This is a genomic window from Methylobacterium oryzae, from assembly GCF_036441375.1.
Taxonomy (GTDB): domain Bacteria; phylum Pseudomonadota; class Alphaproteobacteria; order Rhizobiales; family Beijerinckiaceae; genus Methylobacterium; species Methylobacterium oryzae_A.
Genome location: NZ_MLCA01000010.1, coordinates 743,368 through 761,038, shown reverse-complemented (window position 1 = coordinate 761,038; position 17,671 = coordinate 743,368). Strand labels below are relative to the sequence as shown.

At 72.1% G+C, this 17,671-nt stretch carries 13 protein-coding genes; 7 read left to right on the top strand and 6 right to left on the bottom strand.

Annotation, left to right across the window (positions count from 1 at the left end):
- Positions 1-73 precede the first annotated feature (73 nt).
- The 5 genes from recQ (at position 74) to grxD (ending at position 5,483) form a co-directional block, all read left to right on the top strand.
- Positions 74-1,915, top strand: a complete 1,842-nt coding sequence (gene recQ / locus MOTC310_RS22000; protein WP_331291256.1) for a DNA helicase RecQ — start codon at positions 74-76, stop codon at positions 1,913-1,915.
- Between the two features lie 154 nt (positions 1,916-2,069).
- Positions 2,070-4,295, top strand: coding sequence for a phosphoribosylformylglycinamidine synthase subunit PurL (gene purL, locus MOTC310_RS21995; protein WP_331303287.1), 2,226 nt, complete (start codon positions 2,070-2,072; stop codon positions 4,293-4,295).
- A 25-nt stretch (positions 4,296-4,320) separates the two neighbouring features.
- A complete protein-coding gene (locus MOTC310_RS21990) occupies positions 4,321-4,557 on the top strand; it encodes a BolA family protein (RefSeq protein WP_243972339.1) in 237 nt (78 codons plus the stop codon).
- A gap of 23 nt (positions 4,558-4,580) precedes the next feature.
- Entirely contained in the window at positions 4,581-5,072 is a 492-nt protein-coding gene (locus MOTC310_RS21985; protein ID WP_331303286.1) for a DUF29 domain-containing protein, read from the top strand.
- 72 nt (positions 5,073-5,144) lie between these two features.
- Positions 5,145-5,483 carry a Grx4 family monothiol glutaredoxin gene (grxD, locus tag MOTC310_RS21980; RefSeq protein WP_331291251.1) on the top strand — a complete coding sequence of 113 codons (339 nt, stop codon included), beginning with the start codon at positions 5,145-5,147 and terminating at the stop codon, positions 5,481-5,483.
- Positions 5,484-5,641: 158 nt separating this feature from the next.
- On the opposite strand, the gene MOTC310_RS21975 is transcribed toward grxD, so the two are convergent.
- Positions 5,642-6,298, bottom strand: coding sequence for a class I SAM-dependent methyltransferase (locus MOTC310_RS21975; protein ID WP_331303285.1), 657 nt, complete (start codon positions 6,296-6,298; stop codon positions 5,642-5,644).
- A 98-nt stretch (positions 6,299-6,396) separates the two neighbouring features.
- Here MOTC310_RS21975 and rlmN point away from each other — a divergent pair, with 98 nt between their 5' ends.
- A complete protein-coding gene (gene rlmN / locus MOTC310_RS21970; RefSeq protein WP_331303284.1) occupies positions 6,397-7,671 on the top strand; it encodes a dual-specificity RNA methyltransferase RlmN in 1,275 nt (424 codons plus the stop codon).
- A gap of 202 nt (positions 7,672-7,873) precedes the next feature.
- On the opposite strand, the gene MOTC310_RS21965 is transcribed toward rlmN, so the two are convergent.
- From MOTC310_RS21965 to MOTC310_RS21950, 4 genes are all read right to left on the bottom strand, one after another.
- On the bottom strand, positions 7,874-8,998 hold the full coding sequence (locus MOTC310_RS21965; protein WP_331303283.1) for a mechanosensitive ion channel family protein: 1,125 nt from the start codon (positions 8,996-8,998) through the stop codon (positions 7,874-7,876).
- A gap of 289 nt (positions 8,999-9,287) precedes the next feature.
- On the bottom strand, positions 9,288-14,441 hold the full coding sequence (locus MOTC310_RS21960) for an alpha-2-macroglobulin family protein (protein ID WP_331303282.1): 5,154 nt from the start codon (positions 14,439-14,441) through the stop codon (positions 9,288-9,290).
- A 114-nt stretch (positions 14,442-14,555) separates the two neighbouring features.
- Positions 14,556-14,855, bottom strand: coding sequence for an antibiotic biosynthesis monooxygenase family protein (locus tag MOTC310_RS21955; RefSeq protein ID WP_010685588.1), 300 nt, complete (start codon positions 14,853-14,855; stop codon positions 14,556-14,558).
- Between the two features lie 16 nt (positions 14,856-14,871).
- The gene (locus tag MOTC310_RS21950; protein ID WP_331291244.1) at positions 14,872-15,732 is read right to left on the bottom strand and encodes a Kdo hydroxylase KdoO; all 861 of its coding nucleotides are present in this window, start codon (positions 15,730-15,732) and stop codon (positions 14,872-14,874) included.
- A gap of 207 nt (positions 15,733-15,939) precedes the next feature.
- Between MOTC310_RS21950 and MOTC310_RS21945 the strand changes: the two genes are divergently transcribed.
- Positions 15,940-16,389: an RNA polymerase subunit sigma-70 gene (locus MOTC310_RS21945; RefSeq protein WP_331303281.1), complete on the top strand. Its 450-nt coding sequence runs from the start codon at positions 15,940-15,942 to the stop codon at positions 16,387-16,389.
- A 139-nt stretch (positions 16,390-16,528) separates the two neighbouring features.
- Here MOTC310_RS21945 and olsB read toward each other — a convergent pair whose 3' ends face one another.
- Positions 16,529-17,527, bottom strand: coding sequence for a l-ornithine N(alpha)-acyltransferase (gene olsB / locus MOTC310_RS21940; RefSeq protein WP_331303386.1), 999 nt, complete (start codon positions 17,525-17,527; stop codon positions 16,529-16,531).
- Positions 17,528-17,671 lie beyond the last annotated feature (144 nt).

The window sequence follows — 17,671 nt, the reverse complement described above, 5'->3', positions numbered from 1 at the left end:
GTGTAGACACCGGGAGGCTAGTGTCTACACACCTCCGCCGCAAGGGCGGCCCGAACCCCGATCAAGGATCCCGATGACCCGCCTCGACGAGGCCCGCGCCGCGCTGAAAAAGACGTTCGGCTACGAGGATTTCCGGCCCGGCCAGGACGAGGTGATCGGCGCGGTGCTGGACGGCGCCGACGTGTTCGCCGTCATGCCCACGGGCTCCGGCAAGTCCATGACCTACCAGCTCCCGGCCCTGGTCGATCCGGGGCTCACCGTGGTGGTCTCGCCCCTGATCGCGCTGATGCACGATCAGGTGCAGCAGATGCGCAGCGTCGGCATCCAGGCCGCGACCCTCAACTCGACGGTGGCGGAATCCGAGTCCCGCGAGACCTGGCGCAACCTGCGCTCGGGCGACCTGCGGCTGCTGTTTGTCTCCCCCGAGCGCCTGCTGATGGACGGCTGCATCGAGGCCCTGCGCGGGGCCGGCGTCCGGCGGCTCGCCGTCGACGAGGCCCACTGCGTCTCGCAATGGGGGCACGATTTCCGGCCCGAGTACCGCGAGATCGCCCGCGCCCGGACGGCGCTGGGCAACGTCCAGACCCTGGCGCTCACCGCCACCGCCGACGCCGCGACCCGCGCCGAGATCGCCGAGCGCCTGTTCCCGCAGGGCCGGCCGCCGAAGATCTTCGTCCACTCCTTCGACCGGCCGAACATCCGGCTGACCTTCCAGCCCAAGGACAACCCGGCCCGGCAGATCGAGCGGTTCCTCAAGCACCGAAGGGCGGAGAGCGGGATCATCTACTGCTCGTCGCGCAAGCGCACCGAGCAGCTGGCCGAGACCCTCAAGAAGGACGGGTTCGACGCCCTGCCCTACCATGCCGGCCTCGACCAGGCGACGCGGATGGCGAACCAGGACCGGTTCCTGCAGGAGGACGGGGTGGTGATGACCGCCACGGTGGCCTTCGGCATGGGCATCAACAAGCCGGACGTGCGCTTCGTCTGCCACGCCGACATGCCCAACAACGTCGAGGGCTACTACCAGGAGATCGGCCGCGCCGGCCGCGACGGGCTGCCCGCCGACACGCTGACCCTCTACGGCCTCGACGACATGGCGCTCCGCCGCCGCCAGATCGACGAGAAGGAGATCTCCGACGACCGCCGCCGGGTCGAGCGGCGCAAGCTCGAGGCGATGATCACCCTGTGCGAGGGCGCCGCCTGCCGCCGCCAGTCGCTGCTCGCCTATTTCGGCGAGGCGAGCGAGCCCTGCGGCCGCTGCGACCTGTGCCGCGGCGGCGTGACCCTCGTGGACGGGACGGTCTCGGCCCAGAAGATCCTCTCGGCCATCGTGCGCACCGGCCAGCGCTTCGGCGCGGCCTATGTCTGCGACGTGGTCCACGGGAAGGAGAGCGAGCAGATCCGCCGCAACGGCCACGCGAGCCTCAAGACCTTCGGGGTCGGATCCGACAAGCCGGTCGCGGCCTGGCGGGCGATCCTGCGCCAGCTCTTCGCGGCCGGGGCGATCGCCGAGAACGCCGACGGCTACGGCGGCCTGTCCATGACCGAGAAGGGCGAGGCGATCCTGTTCGGCCGGGAGCCGGTCCAGCTCCGCCCCGACCCGGAGCCGAAGGCCGAATCCCGCGAGCGTCGCCGGGCCGCCCCCCGCGAGGACGGCGAGATCGCGCTGTCGGAGACCGACGAGGCGCTGTTCCAGCACCTGCGCGGCCTGCGCGCCACGCTGGCCCGGGCCGAGGGCATCGCGGCCTTCATGGTCTTCCCGGACCGGACGCTGATCGAGATGGCCCGCCAGAAGCCGGTCGATCTCTGGGCACTGCGCACGGTCCACGGGGTCGGCGAGCGCAAGCGGGAGGCCTACGGCGACAAGTTCGTGGCGGCGATCGCCGATTTTCTGGCCCATCCGCCGGCCGCGTGACCGGCACCCATACACGGCGAGCCGTGCCGGCGTATTGCAACGCGGTGGCGGAACGCACTAATCCGTCACCGTCGCCGCGCGCGCCCCGGTTCGGGTCGCGTATCGGGTCGAGGGCCCTGCCGGGGCTCCCGAACCGCCCTCGTCGAGACCGCCCATGTTCCGCAACGACGTTCCGATCACCCCCGAGCTCGTGGCCCAGCACGGCCTGACGCCGGACGAGTACGAGCGCTTCCGCGGCCTGATCGGGCGCGACCCGACGCTGACCGAGCTCGGCATCGTCTCGGCCATGTGGAACGAGCACTGTTCCTACAAGTCCTCGCGCAAGCACCTGCGCGGGCTGCCGACCTCGGCGCCGTGGGTGATCCAGGGGCCGGGCGAGAACGCGGGCGTCATCGACATCGGCGACGGCCACGCCTGCGTCTTCAAGATGGAGAGCCACAACCACCCGAGCTACATCGAGCCCTACCAGGGCGCGGCGACCGGCGTGGGCGGCATCCTGCGCGACGTCTTCACCATGGGCGCGCGGCCGATCGCGGCGCTCAACGCCCTGCGCTTCGGCTCCCCCGACCACCCGCGCACCCGCAGCCTCGTCTCCGGCGTGGTCGCGGGCGTCGGCGGCTACGGCAATTCCTTCGGCGTGCCCACCGTCGGTGGCCTGACCGGCTTCCACAAGCGCTACGACGGCAACATCCTGGTCAACGCCATGGCGGTGGGCCTCGCCCGCACCGACGGCATCTTCTACGCGGCCGCGGCCGGCGTCGGGAACCCGATCGTCTATCTCGGCTCCAAGACCGGCCGCGACGGCATCCACGGCGCCACCATGGCGTCGGCCGAGTTCGACGAGGCCTCCGAGTCGAAGCGCCCGACCGTGCAGGTCGGCGACCCCTTCGCCGAGAAGCTGCTGCTGGAAGCCTGCCTGGAGCTGATGGCGTCCGGCGCGGTCATCGCCATCCAGGACATGGGCGCCGCCGGCCTGACCTGCTCGGCGGTGGAGATGGGCGCCAAGGGCGACCTCGGCGTCGAGCTCGACATCGACAAGGTGCCGGCCCGTGAGGAGGGCATGACTCCCTACGAGATGATGCTCTCGGAGAGCCAGGAGCGCATGCTCATGGTGCTCAAGCCCGGCATGGAGGCCGAGGCCGAGGCGATCTTCGTGAAGTGGGGCCTCGACTTCGCGGTGATCGGGCGGACCACCGACACGCTGCGCTTCGTCATCAAGTGGCACGGCGAGACCGTGGCCGACCTGCCGATCAAGGAGCTGGGCGACGAGGCCCCGCTCTACGACCGCCCGCACCTCGCCAACACGCACCAGCCGGTGATCGCGGCCGCCGATGTCGCGGCCCCGGCCTCGCTCACCGACGCGCTCAAGCGCCTCGTCGGCTCCCCCGACCTCGCCTCGAAGCGCTGGGTGTTCGAGCAGTACGACCACTTCATCTTAGGCAACACCGTGCAGAAGCCCGGCGGCGACGCCGCCATCGTGCGGGTCGAGGACGGGCCGAAGGGGCTGGCGCTGACCTGCGACGTCACCCCGCGCTACTGCGAGGCCGACCCGGTCGAGGGCGGCCGGCAGGCCGTGGCCGAGGCGTGGCGCAACATCACGGCGGTGGGCGGCAAGCCGCTCGCGATCACCGACAACCTGAACTTCGGCAACCCCGAGAAGCCCGAGGTGATGGGCCAGCTCGTCGGCTGCCTCCAGGGCATCGGCGAGGCCTGCCGGGCGCTGGACTTCCCGGTCGTGTCCGGCAACGTCTCGCTCTACAACGAGACCAACGGCGTCGGCATCCTGCCGACCCCGACCATCGGCGGCGTCGGCGTGCTCGACGACGTGGCGCGCCACGCGACGATCGCCCTCAAGCGCGCGGGCGACGTGCTGGTGCTGATCGGGGCGAGCGAGGGCTGGCTCGGCCAGTCGGCTTACCTGTCGGTGATCGAGAACCGTGAGGAGGGTGCGCCGCCGCCCGTCGACCTCGCGCTGGAGCGCCGCAACGGCGATTTCGTCCGCGGCCTGATCCAGGCGGGCACCGTCGACACGGTCCACGACCTCGCGGATGGCGGTCTCGCGGTGGCGCTCGCCGAGATGGCGATGGCGGGCCGGATCGGCGCGGCGCTCTCCGACGTGCCGGTGGACCTCGCGCCCCACGCCTACCTGTTCGGCGAGGATCAGGCCCGCTACCTGCTGGCGGTGCGGCCGGAGGCGGCCACCGACCTGCTCTCGGCCGCCGCGGCCCAGGGCGTGGCGGCGGCCTCGGTCGGCGTCGTGGGCTCCGGCCGTTTGACCCTGCCCGGCGGCGAGACCATATCGCTCGCCGACCTCACCGCGGCGCACGAGGGCTGGCTGCCCACCTACATGGCGAGCCAGCCGGCCGCGCCCGCGTCCTGACCCCTTCAAGCCCAGGAGTTTCCCGATGCCGATGGATGCGGGCGAGATCGAGCGCATGATCCGCGAGGCCCTGCCGGACGCGCAGGTGGAGATCCGCGACCTCGCGGGCGACGGCGACCACTACGCCGCCACCGTCCTGTCGTCGGCCTTCAAGGGCAAGACCCGGGTGGCCCAGCACCAGATGGTCTACGGCGCCCTCCAGGGCCGGATGGGCGGCGTGCTCCACGCCCTTGCGTTGACCACGGGCGTCCCGCAGGATTGAGCCTTCTCACGGGAGCGCTCCCGATGGATCGACCGAGTCTTTACGACGACGACATCGTGACCTGGGCCGAGGAGCAGGCAGCGGCACTGCGCGCGCTGGCCGAGCGGCCTGAGCTGTCGAACGCGGTTGATTGGGAGAACGTTGCCGAGGAGATCGAGAGCGTGGGGCGGTCTCAGGTCCGGGCGGTTGAAAGCCTTCTGATTCAGGTGCTCACCCACCTGCTTAAGCAGGCCTCGGCACCGATCGCGCCTGCGATCTCGCATTGGCGACAGGAAACCTTGACGTTTCAGCAGGCGGCGTATCTGCGTTTCGAGCCATCGATGCGCCGGCGCCTGTGCTGGGATCAAATCTGGGCCATCGCGCGAACAAACGCCGAAGCCAATCTGCTCGTCTACGGCCAGGAACTCCTGCCGGACCTACCGTCCACCTGCCCAGTTCCCCCCGAGGCATTACTGACGAGTCGCTTCGACCTCGACGGCGTCCTGCATGCGATTGTAGGAACCGTCGAACGCTGAGCGAGCGGCCCTTTCACGCGACGGGTCGTGGCCTCACATACAATCCCATATGAACTGACGAGAGTGAATCATATGACCGACGCAAACACGACCATCCAGAACGAGATCGCCTCCCAGGACGTGGTGGTGTTCATGAAGGGCACGCCGCAGATGCCGCAATGCGGCTTCTCCGGGCAGGTGGTGCAGATCCTCAACTACCTCGGCGTGCCGTTCAAGGGCGTGAACGTCCTGGCCGACCAGGAGATCCGCGAGGGCATCAAGGCCTTCTCGAACTGGCCGACCATCCCGCAGATCTACGTGAAGGGCGAGTTCGTCGGCGGCTGCGACATCACCCGCGAGATGTTCCAGTCGGGCGAGCTGCAGACCTTCCTCGCCGAGAAGGGCGTGCCGGTGAAGACCGCCGCCGCCTGATTGTTTCGGGACTTGGCACGTTGGATGAGGGCGCCTGCGGGCGCCCTTTTTCGTGGCGCCGTCTTTGTGAGCGGAGCGAAGCAACCCGGCGGCGCCACATCCGCCGACCTCGCGCCACCCTGGATGGCTTCGCTGCGCTCGCAAGGACGGGGGCCGGATCAGCGCGGCTCCCGCGCCACGAACAGGGCGACGCAGCCGACGACCGTGATCTCCACCGACCGGAAGCGCCGGTCCAGCGCCGCGCGCAGGTCCGGCAGCGTGTCGGCGGCGTTCGAGAACACTCCCTTGCGGTTGTAGACCCGCATCAGCGCCCGCGCCGCACCCGTGGTCGGGACGCCGCCCGACAGGATCGTGGCGCCGAACACCACGCCGCCGTCGGCCAGGCACGGCCGCACCGTGTCGAAGGCCTTCGCCTTCGCGGCGATGTCGCCCGGCAGGCAGTGCAGCAGGTAGGTCATCCCGATCGAGTCGAACGGCGCGATGCCGCTGGCCGGGGCGGCGAGCACGTCGACCCGGTAGGTCTCGGGCCGGTAGCGCGCGATCCGGTCGGCCGCGAAGGCGAGGCTGTCGGCGTTGAGGTCCATCAGGCCGACCCGCGGCGCCGGGTTGGGGAACCGGCACCGGTCGAGGTACCAGCCGGTCCCGACCCCGACGTCGAGATGCGCGAGGCCGACGTGCCGGTCGTAGAGGTCCAGGATCCGCGCCGTCGGGCAGCGCCAGATCAGCGGGTTCGACAGGCGCAGCACGACGAGGTCGTAGAGCTGCAGCGTCCGCAGGTTGTAGATCGCCTGCCCGGCTCGGGTGTCGGTCGCCATGGCTCTCCGTCAGGGCCCCTGTGGGCGGCGCGCATTCGCATTCGCCGCCGCGATCGCCTATATCAGACCCTTTCCAACGTATGGATTGTTTGAACGCCATGGCGACGCCGTCGCTCGACAGCGCCCGCGCGGCCGATGCCGCGATCGAGAAGGCGCCGGATCTCCTCCCCGAGGCGCTGCCCGGCCGCCGCCCGTCGCTGGTCGGCCTGACCCGCGACGCCCTCAAGGCGCAGCTCGTCGGCATGGGCGTGCCCGAGCGCGAGAGCCGGATGCGCGCCGGCCAGGTCTGGCACTGGGTCAATTTCCGCGGGGCGTCCGACTTCTCCGAGATGACCAATGTCGGCAAGGCGCTGAAGGCGCAGCTCGCGGAGCACTTCACCCTGGAGCGGCCCGAGGTGGCGAGCCGGCAGGTCTCCCGCGACGGCACCCGCAAGTGGCTGCTGCGCATGGCGCCGACCAACCGGCAGGAGCACAATCGCGGCGCCGAGATCGAGTGCGTCTACATTCCCGGCCCGGACCGGGGCACGCTCTGCGTGTCCTCCCAGGTCGGCTGCACCCTGACCTGCTCGTTCTGCCACACCGGCACGCAGCGCCTCGTGCGCAACCTCTCGGCCGCCGAGATCGTCCAGCAGCTCGTCACCGCCCGGGACGAGCTCGGCGACTGGCCCGGCCAGATGCCGAGCCGCGACGCGGGCGGCGCCGGCGAGGTCGGCCGGCTCGTGACCAACATCGTGTTCATGGGCATGGGCGAGCCGCTCTACAATCTCGACGCCGTGGTCGACGCGGTCGGCGTGATGTCCGACCAGGAGGGCCTCGGCCTGTCCCGGCGGCGGATCACGGTCTCGACCTCGGGGGTCGTGCCGCAGATCCCGCGGCTCGGCGAGCAGGCCAACGCCATGCTGGCGATCTCGCTCCACGCCGTGCGCGACGACCTGCGCGACGAGCTGGTGCCGCTCAACCGGAAATACCCGATCGCCGAGCTGCTCGCCGCCTGCCGGGCCTATCCGGGCCTGAGCAACGCCCGCCGGATCACCTTCGAGTACGTGATGCTGAAGGGCGTCAACGACTCGGACGCGGATGCGCGGGAGCTGGTGCGCTTGCTCAAGGGCATCCCGGCCAAGATCAACCTGATCCCGTTCAACCCCTGGCCGGGCAGCCGCTACGAGTGCTCCGACTGGGATCGGATCGAGCGCTTCTCCGAGATCGTGTTCAACGCCGGCTACGCCTCGCCGGTGCGCACGCCCCGCGGCCGGGACATCCTGGCGGCCTGCGGCCAGCTCAAGAGCGAGACCGAGAAGCTGCGCGCCCGCGCCCGGATGATGCAGGAGGAGGGCATCGGCGTGGAGAGCTTCTACGCCGGCGCCGACGACTGAGAACCATCCGGCCTCGATCTCTCCCATGCCCGCCCTCATCCTGAGGTGCCCGCGTCAGCGGGCCTCGAAGGAGGGCTCCAGGGATCGCAATTCTATCTGGAGGGCTCCTTCGAGGCCTCCGCTGCGCTTCGGCACCTCAGGATGAGGGCGTGGACGGGAAACCTGCCGTCCCTGCGAGGGCTGCCCGCCACGACGGTGCGGCTCACGCCGCGAACCGCCGCGCCTCCGCCCGGCGCAGGGCCGGCTCCTCGGCGCCGACCCATTCCGTCCGGTGCCGCGGCAGGGCCTCCGGGTGCTCGGCCTGGAGCCACGTGATCATCGCCTCGCGGACCGCGCAGCGCAGGTCCCAGGCCTGGGGCGCGTTGCGGGCGCTGACCAGCATCCGGATCTCGATCGTCGATTCCTTCGCGTCCGAGACCTGCAGGTTCACCACCTTGCCGTCCCACAAGGGGGCGGACCTGGCGATCTCCACGAGCTTCTCGCGCATCGCCGCGACGGGCGCCCGGTGGTCGACGTAGACGAACACGCTGCCGATCAGCGAGGCGCCGTCGCGGGTCCAGTTCTGGAACGGCTTCTGGATGAAGTAGGTCAGCGGCAGGACCAGCCGGCGCCAGTCCCAGAGGCGGACCACCACGTAGGTGGCGGTGATCTCCTCCACCCAGCCCCACTCGTTCTCGACGATGATCGCGTCCTCGATCCGGATCGGCTGGGTGATGGCGATCTGGATGCCGGCCACGAGGTTCGACAGGACCGGCTGCATGGCCAGCCCGAGGACGAGGCCCGCCGCGCCCGCCGAGGCCAGCAGGCTGACACCGTACTGGCGCACCGGCTCGAAGGTCATCAGCGCCACCGACAGGGTCACGAGCGCCACCAGCGTGACGCCGGCCCGCTCCAGGATGCGCATCTGGGTGAAGTGCTTGCGCGCCAGGAGGTTGTCCTCGGCGTCGAGCTTGAACCGGCGCAGGTAGATCACCGTGGCGATGTGGAGCGCGGTGGCGCAGCACCAGCCGGTCAGCGTCACGAACGCCACCAGCAGGATCTGGTTGAGGGCGATCCGCACCTCCCAGGACAGGTGCACGGTGGTCGAGGCGAGGCTGATCGCCACCACGATCAGGCCGAGGCGGCTCGGCCCGCGGGTGCGCGAGACCAGCGAGCGCCAGAACAGGCTCTTGCCCGCCACCGCCCGCTTCATCGCTCGATACACGACCCCGTGCAGGGGCATCACCACGGCGCAGCAGGCGACGATGAGGATCAGGCTCTCGGCCCACCACGGCAGGTAGGCCAGCGCGCGGGCTGCGGAGCCGGCGAGCGCGTCGAGGTCCGGCATCGGGCATCGCTCCACGGGTTCCGAACGGGACCCCATGGCAATGGGTGGGCGCTCGCGGGGGTTCCGCAACGCACCATGTGCCTGCCGCAACGCAGCGGCCCGGCCCGCCGGGTTGCGCCGTCGCGTTCGAGGCTGAGGCCGGATGCTGTGTTCAACACCGCGTCCTTGCGAGCGGAGCGAAGCGATCCAGGGCGGCGCTACGCTCACCGATGGCGCGCCACCCTGGGTCGCTTCGCTGCGCTCGCGATGGCGGCGAAGCCACCTCGATCGAAGCGTCCGAACGCCCGCCCTACTTGGCCGCCCCGACCGTCACGCTGCCCGAGGCGGTCCGGCCGAACCGGGCCGGCCGGTACATGTCCTCCACGGTGGCGCCGGGATGCACGTAGGTCCCGGGGGAGACCGCCCGCACCGTGTAGGCCACGGTGAAGAAGGCCGACTGGCTCGGGTCGCGGTCGTAGGCCGCCACGAACCGGTCGTCGCGGAACTCGGTGTGGACCGGCTGCACGTCGGACTTGGCGAAGGCGAGCCCCTGGAGCGCGTCGGAATCGAGGAGCTTCGGGTTGTCGATCTCCAGCCCCGCCGGCAGCGGATCGACCAGCAGGAGCCGCGCGGCCTCCGCCTTGGCCTCCGTAACCTTGAGCACCACCACGAGCCGGTCGTTCTGGCGCAGGCCGCCCGCCGGGTCGACGACGCTGCCGTCCAGCCGCCGGAAGCTGCGCTCGATCGTGTAGCCCTGCTGGGCCGCCGGCTCCGGCACCAGGGGGCTGCCGTTGACGGTCACGGCCACCTGCACGGGGCTGCGGCCGGTATTGGTGAGCTGAACGCCCCGGTCGACCAGGGCCGTCCCCCGGTAGACCCGGGCCAGCAGGCCGGTCTGCGGGGCGCCGTCCAGGGTGAACGAGAGGGCGCCCGCCTCGTTCGACAGGCTCTCGGCGGCGAGCACCAGCCAGGCATTCTCCTGCGTGCTCGTCGCCCGCTCGGCCTGCTGCTCCTCGCCGAGCGCGGAAGCCGCGGGGCCCAGCGCCCCCTGCGCCAGCCCGCTCTCGGCGGCCAGGGTGATGAGCCCGGCCCCGTCGCGCAGGCGGGAGCCGTAATCGGCGCGGTAGACACCCTTGTCGCGGTCGGTCCGCAGCACGGTCAGCGCCGATTCCATCGCCTTGGCGGCCCGGCCGCGGTCGCCGAGCAGCGCCAGGGCGGCGGCGAGCTGCGCGCGCCCGAGGGCGGAGGAGAAGTCGCCGATCTTGGTGTCGGCGAGGTAGCGCAGGTCGCCCATCACCGGCCGGCCGTTCCGGGCGAGCACGTAGGCCGCGTAGGCGAGGTCGGCGCCGCCGCCCCGCACCTCGGTGGCGTTGGCCACCGCGTTGCGCAGGTAGTCGAGGGCCTGGGCGAAGGCCTTCTGCGGCACCGCGAAGTTGCGCTCGCGGGCGCGGGTCAGGAAGTCGGTCACGTAGGCGTCGAGCCAGAGGTCGCTCGATCCCTGCGCCGACCACAGGCCGAAATCGCCGCTCGAATCCTGGCGGGCGAGCAGGCGCTCGATCGACTCGCGCACCCTTTCGTCGGCGCCGTTGTCGAGGGCGAGCTTCTCCAGCGCCGCGAGCTTGTTGACGTAGAGCAGCGGCATCGCCCGGCTCACCACCTGCTCGGAGCAGCCGTAGGGGTAGCGGTCGAGCGCCCGGAGCAGGGCCGCCACGTCGACCCCGGGGAGGGCCGTGGCCGAGAGCGAGACGCTGCCGGTGCCGGGCTGCAGGTCGGCGAGGAGGTCCGAGGTCAGCGTCAGGTTCGCCCCGGGCGCGAGGCTGCGCACCGAGCGGCGCAGCAGGGCGCCCGTCCCCGGCGAGATCCCGAGGGCGAAGCTCTGATTGAGGGCGGCCGGAAGGCCGGGCCCCGACAGGGCGAGGTCGAGCCGGGCCGTGCCGGGTCCGGCGGCGGTGAGGGGGATCGCGAACTGGCCCTTGGCGCCGGCCTCCAGCCGCAGCGTCTGGCGCAGCGCGCTGGCGCCGACCACGACCGGGCCGGTCGGGCTCAGGTCGACCGTGTACTCGCCCGCCTGCCCCTCGACGTTGTCGAGGGCCACGAACAGGCGCGATCGGTCGCCGGTGTCGAGGAAGCGCGGCAGCGTGGCGCTGACCACGACCGGGTCGCGGATGATCACGTCGGCCTGCGCCTGCCCGACCCGGTCGCCGCTCCAGGCTGTGACCATGACGCGGCCGGTGCCGTTGAAGGCCGGGATCGGGAAGGTGACGCTGGCCGCGCCGTCCGGCCCCACGGTCACGACGCCGGAATAGAGCGCCAGCGGCGCCTGGGTCGGCGGGGAATCGGCGAGCTCGCCGCCGCCCGCGTCGCCGCCGGAGCGGATCGCCCCGGCCGAGCCCTGCATGCCGTCGATCAGGTAGCCGTAGAGGTCGCGGACCTCCGGCCCGAGCGCCCGCTGGCCGAGGAAGTACTGGGTCGGGTCCGGCGCCGCGTAGCGGGTCAGGTTGAGGATGCCGACATCGACCAGCGCCACGGTGATCCGCGCCGGCTCTCCGGCCTTCAGGCCCGTGAGCTGGACCGGCAGGGTCAGGTCCTGGCGCGGGCGCGCCCGCTCCGGCGCCTTCAGGGCGACGCCGAGGCTGCGCCGCTCCCGGTCCACCGAGAACCACGCCAGACCCAGCGCCCGGCCCGGCAGGCGCTTGGCCGCCTGGTCGAGGGGCCGGTAGGCGGTGGCCACCAGGTAGGCGCCGGCGCCCCACTCGGCCTTCACCGGGATGCTGACCGTGGTGCCGCCCTCGGGCACGCTGACCTCGAGGGTCTGGTGCACGCGGTCGCTGACGACCATCAGGCTGGCCTGACCCTTGAACTTCGGGCTGAGCTTGGCCCGCAGGGTGTCGCCGGCCGCGTAGGCGGCCTTGTCGAGGGTCAGGTCGAGGAGGTCGGGCGCCTCCGCGGTCTCGGAGCCGCCCCAGCCCACCTCGAAGCCGAGGCTCGCGGTCGCCTCCGGGGCGCCCGCGGCCGAGACCTCCAGCCGGTAGCGGCCGAGACCCACCGGCGCCTCGATCCGGCTCGGGCCGGCGGCCGTGAGGTCGACCGTGCCGCTGGCGACGCGCCGGGCGGACTTCACCGCCTCGAACGACCAGCGCCCGTCCGCCCGGTACCACTGGTAGGAGGAGTCGATCCGCGACAGGGTCCAGCTCACGCCCGGCCGGGCGAGGAGCGCCCCGTCGGGGCGCGCGAACACCGCGTCGAAGCCCGCGATCCCGCCCTCCTTCAGGTCGGTGAAGCCCTTGCGCAGGGCGAGGACCGGGCCGGCCGGGAGGATCGGCAGGGTCAGGCTGCGCGACAGCGCCCGGCCGCCGGGCTCGCCGACCGCCAGCGTGATCTTCGCCTCCAGCGCCCGCGGCGCCGCGACCTGCGGCACCGGCACCGTGACGGTGGCCGCGCCCTGCGCGCTCGTGGTGGCGTGGTCCTGCAGTTCCTGGGTCGCCGGCTCGACCGCCTCGTCGTCGAGACCGATGGAATAAGTCTCCAGCCCCTTGATGCCGCTCGTCGCGGCCGCCTGCACGGTCACGCTGCCCGACACGTCGAGATCGGCGCCCGGGGCGCCGTAGAGGTAGCGGGCGGCGACGTCGACCTGCGCGGCCTCGCCCCGGTTCAGGGCCGCCTGCCGGGCCTTGAGGGTCACCTCCAGTCGCTCGGGGACGTAATCCTCCACGAGGAAGCTGGTCTCGCCGATCGCGGGCGCCTTCGGGTCCGTGTAGGCGGAGACCCGCCACGTGCCGTGCATCGCCCCCGACAGGAGCGGCAGCGGCAGGGCGCGGCCGCCGAGTCCCTGGTCGGGCACCGAGACGCGCCGGTACTCGACGCCGTCCGGCCGCTTGACCACCAGGGTCAGCGGCAGGTCCGGCACGGCGGCGCCGCGGGGATCGCGCAGCAGGGCGGTGAGCTGGACGGTCTCGCCCGTGCGGTAGACCCCGCGCTCCGGGAACAGGTAGGCGTCGAGGCCGCCGGTCTCGGGCCGCCCCTTCACGCCGCGGTCGGTGAGGTCGAAGGCGCCGAGGTTGAGGTCGAGGAAGCCGTAATCGCCGCCCGCCTGGGCGACGACGAGGCTCGGCGCCAGGCCGCCCTCCCCGCGGGCGAGCCCGGGGTCGAAGGCGACGTGGCCCTGCGAATCCGTGGTCCGCGTGCCCAGCACCTCGTTGTTGCGGGCGACCAGCCGGATCTCGGCGCCCGCCATCACCTGCGCGGAGGCGAGCGAGCGCAGGACCACGGTGACCCCGTCCCGGCCCTTGGTGGCGGTGAGCCCGAGGTCCGAGACCACGAACCACTGGGTCGCCTGGGTGTCGTACTCCTCGTCGGAGGCGGCCGTGCCCGAGGGACGGGCCAGCATCACGTAGAGGCCGGGCTCCAGCTTGCCCACGGCCTGCAGCACCGGGAAGGCGGTGACCGCCTCCTGGTTCACCTCCGCCTTGGCGGTGTCGAGTGTGCCCTTCCAGACGCGCTGGCCCTTCTCGGACGCGATCGTCCGGGCGGTGGCGCCGCTGAGCTGGCCCAGGAAATCCTCGGAGCGCAGGGTCGGCAGCAGGCCGCGGTCGCCGATCCGCAGCACCTCGACGTCGAGCTTCGGCGCGTTCACCGAGACCAGAGGCACGCCCGCCTGCCCGGTCCGGGGCAGGACGTAGTTGCGCCCGGTGAAGCGCACCTGGGGCGCGCGGTCGCGGACGTAGATCTCGTAATCGGCGGCCTTGAGCAGGCTCTCGCCGACGGCCGAAGGCAGGCCCTGGCGGACCACGATGGCGTAGCGGCCGCCGTGCTTGAGCCCGTCGACGCAGACCTGGGAGCCCTCCCCGGTCACGGCGGCCGCGCTGCTGCCCGACACGGCGACGAAGGGCGCGTAGTCGGTCTTCGGCTTGATCGCGTCAGAGAAGGTGAAGCAGGCCCGCGGGGCGGCCGCGTCGGAATCGACCTTGTAGTCGAGGATGCGGAAGCCGTGCTCCGCCCGCAGGGTCTCGTAGGTCTCCCGGACCGGATCGGTCTCGGACAGGGCGAGGCTCGCCGCGTAGGCGTCGAGCGCCGGCCGCCAGGATTCCTGCTCGGCCTCCGCGGCGCCGAGCGCGGCCAGCGCCGCCGCGGCGTCGGCGGCCGTGCCGGCGGCGGTGAGCGGCGCCAGCGCCTCGTCCGGCTTGTCGGCCGCGAGCAGGGCCAGCCCGGTGGCGCGGGACTGGCCGGCGGGCCGGAGCGGGCCCCCGGCCTCCGCCTTGAGCGCGGTCTCCAGGCGGACCGCCGCGCTGGCGAGGTCGGGCCGGACGAAGGTCCTGGTGAACGGCGCGGCGACGGCCGTGACCGGCCGGGGCGCGGTGCGGGCCGTCGGCGGGGACTGGGCGAGCGGGGTCTGGGCGAGGGCCGGATTTCCCGCGATCCCTCCGAGGAGCGCCAGGGCACCCGCGAGCCGTCCGAGCCGCGCCATCAGCCTGTTCCCCACCAGCCGCAACCCCGATGATTCGCCTCGGGTCCAGTCGTGTGGAACCCTAGCACCGGCGGTCAGGCTCGCAACGCTTCGAACAGTGGACGGCGGTCCCGCTCAGAACGCCTTCAGCACCTGCTCGGCGTGCTCGACGGCCACCGGTCCGGCGAAGCAGTGGGAGACCAGGGCGCGGTAATCCTGCCAGGGCTGCGAGCCGGTGAAGTCCTTGGTGTGGGCCTCCAGCGTGTCCCAGTGGATCAGCAGGCGGTAGCGCTGCGGGTGCTCGATGGAGCGCCGGACCTCGAAGTGCCGGCAGCCCTTGGCCTGCTTGAAGATCGCCGAGGCCTCGGTGATGCCCTTCTCGAACTCGGCCTCCAGGCCGGGCTTGATCTCGATCTGCGCGATTTCGAGGATCATCGGTGATGTCCCTGTCTCAGGTGCGAAGGGCGCGGCCGAGCTGGGCCGCGAGGATGCGCTGCGGGCTCAACGCGGGGTCGGCCTGGGCGGCGACCGGCAGGTAGGCGGTCTGCTCCAGCATGTAGCGGCCGCCCATGGCCCCGTGCATCACGAGGTCCGAGAAGGTCACCCAGGTCTCGCCGGGGCGGAATTCCACGTCGGCCTGCGGCGCGGACGCCTGATAGGTCTCGTCCTGCTTGAGGGCGTCGTGCAGGTGCAGCATCAGGTGGTCGTACTCGGAACGCCGGGCCTTGGTGATGCGCAGAGCCGCGAGCAGGCGCGCCGAGAGCGGCGAGTAGCCCGGCAGCCGCGGCAGGAATTTCTGCGCCATCGACCCGAAATCCTCGCCGACCCGCCAGCGGCGCGGCTCGCCCGCGGGGTTGATGTTGCGGAACACCCGCAGGATCCGCTTCTCGCCGATCGGGTTCGACGGGAAGGCGTCGACGTGCAGCCGCGTGTCGTCGCGCCGCCAGCTCAGCTTGCGCCGGTCGACGTCGAAGGGCCGGTAGGAGGTGCCGGCGAGGCTCACCCGGTCGCGATACTCCGGCAGGTAGGTGCCGATCAGGTCCCGGGCGAAGGCGCGGTAGCGGATCAGGAGCTGGCGCAGGGCCTCCTGCTCCTCCGGGCTGCCGGCGGCGCCGCGGAGCTCCGCTGCCTCGCCGCGGATGTTGACGTTCTTGGCCTTGCCGTCCGCGAAGGGCCGCTCGGTGAACCGGCGCTCGAAGTCGCTGAACGGGAAGGGCAGGTCCGGGAACAGCAGCACCGCCCCGGCTTCCAGCTCCCGCGCCAGGGAGCCGGGCGTCGCGCCGGGGGCAATTCTGCGGATCGGACTGATCATCGTCTGCGCGCTGTCTGCCGTCACGGGTAGGCCCCCTGTAGCGGAGCCGCCGGGGGGAGGCCAGGGCCGCGCATTTCCGGTGGACGACGGGTGTCATCCACCGGTGGGGCGGAGGGCGCCCGCCCGATCGGCTTGCGCAACCGCTTCGTTCCCGGCACGTTCCCCGGCCAGTAACCCGGCCCGAGAGCCCGGCGGAGGATTGCGCCGATGGCGACGCTGAAAGAGTTCGAGGAAGCCCTGCGCGAGCACGGCATGAACATGGCGCTGGCGCTCCTGGAGCGCCTGCGCGAGCGCGACCGCGCGACCCGCACGGTCAAGCCGGCCCGGCGCCTGACGGGGCAGAAGATGACCCCGGAACTCGCCCGGGCGATCCTGGACCTGCACGCCACGACCGGCATGACCCAGCAGGAGATCGCCTTCAAGGTCGGGGTCAACCAGGGCCGCGTGAACGAGGTGATCAAGCGCGGCAAGTGGCTGACCGATGATCCCACCGCGCCGGAGGCCGTGGCCCGCGACAAGGCGGTGGCCCGGATGCGCGGCGAACCGAAGCCCAAGAAGCCGGCGGCCGCCCGCCCCGCCTCCGCGCGGGCCAAGGAGCGCAAGGCCGCGCCGCCGAAGGCGCGCAACCAGGGTCAGCTGGCGCTGGGGGATCTTTAAGGGGCTGCCGCGGCGCCCGTCCTTGCGAGCGGAGCGAAGCAATCCAGCGTCGCCACGCTCGGCGAGGTCGCGCTGCCCCGGGTTGCTTCGCTCCGCTCGCAAAGGCGAGCCGGGCCCTCGCCTCCGATTGGCCGCGCTCTCACCCCGCCGGCGCGAAGTGCCCCCGGTAGCGCGCGCCGATCACCTCGACCGGCAGCGCGACGAACACGTCCGTCGTGCCGAATTGCCGGTCGATCACCGCGCCGTCGCCGAAGGTCGCGCCGAGGCGCAGGTAGCCCTTGATCAGCGGCGGCAGCGCCTGCAGGGCGGCCTTGGCATCCACCGCCTCCCTCGGCAGGCGGTCCATCGCCACCGCCCGCTCCGGCAGCGCCCGGGCCCGCCAGCCCTCCGGCGCGCGGGCATGGTGGTGCAGGAAGGCGAGCGGCAGCGCCAGCCGGTCCGGATCGGTGCCCTCCAGACTGGCGCAGCCGATCAGCGCGTCGATCCGGTGGTGCAGGACGTAGGCGTAGATCCCCTGCCACAGCAGCTCGACGGTGCGCTTGCTCCGGTAGGGCTTGAGCACGCAGGACCGGCCGAGCTCCAGGAGCCGCCGGTGCCCCTGCGCGGCCATGAGCGGCGCGAGGTCGTACTCGCTCTCGGAATAGAAGCCGCCGTGCCGCTCGGCCACCTCGCCGCGCAGCAGCCGGTAGGTGCCGACGACCTTCGGGCGCGGCTCGACGAAGGGCTTCTTCCGCTTCGCCGCCGCGTGGTCCAAGACGAGGAGATGGTCGCAGACCGCGTCGTAGCCGTCGATGTCGCGGCGGGACAGGGCGGCGAGCCCGGAGGGCGCCGCCGACATCTCCTCGTAGAAGACCTTGTAGCGCAGCCGCTGCGCCCGGCGGATCTCGGATCTCCGCGTCGCCAGCCGCACCTCCAGGCTGCCGATGCGGCCGAGGCTGCGGCCCTCGAACGGCTCGGGCAGGCGGATCGCGCGCTCGGCCGAGAGGACGTCGCCGATTCCGTTCGCACCCTCGACGCCCGGCAGCGGGACCGACCGGCGGCGCAGCTTCGCGATCGGCGCGCCGACCCCCCACTGCACGCCCCTGTGCCAGCCGGCTCCGAGCGCGCTGTAGGCTCCGCGGGCGAGATTGGCGACCATGGTCGGGTTCACTCCGGGTGCGCGTCCGTGCACCGTCGAATCCGACAGAGAGCACGAAGGCCACACGCCATTATGACAGCCGATGCGAGAAAGCGCCCCGGCCGGGGCCGGGGCGCTCCAACAACCCGATCGGGACCTGATCGG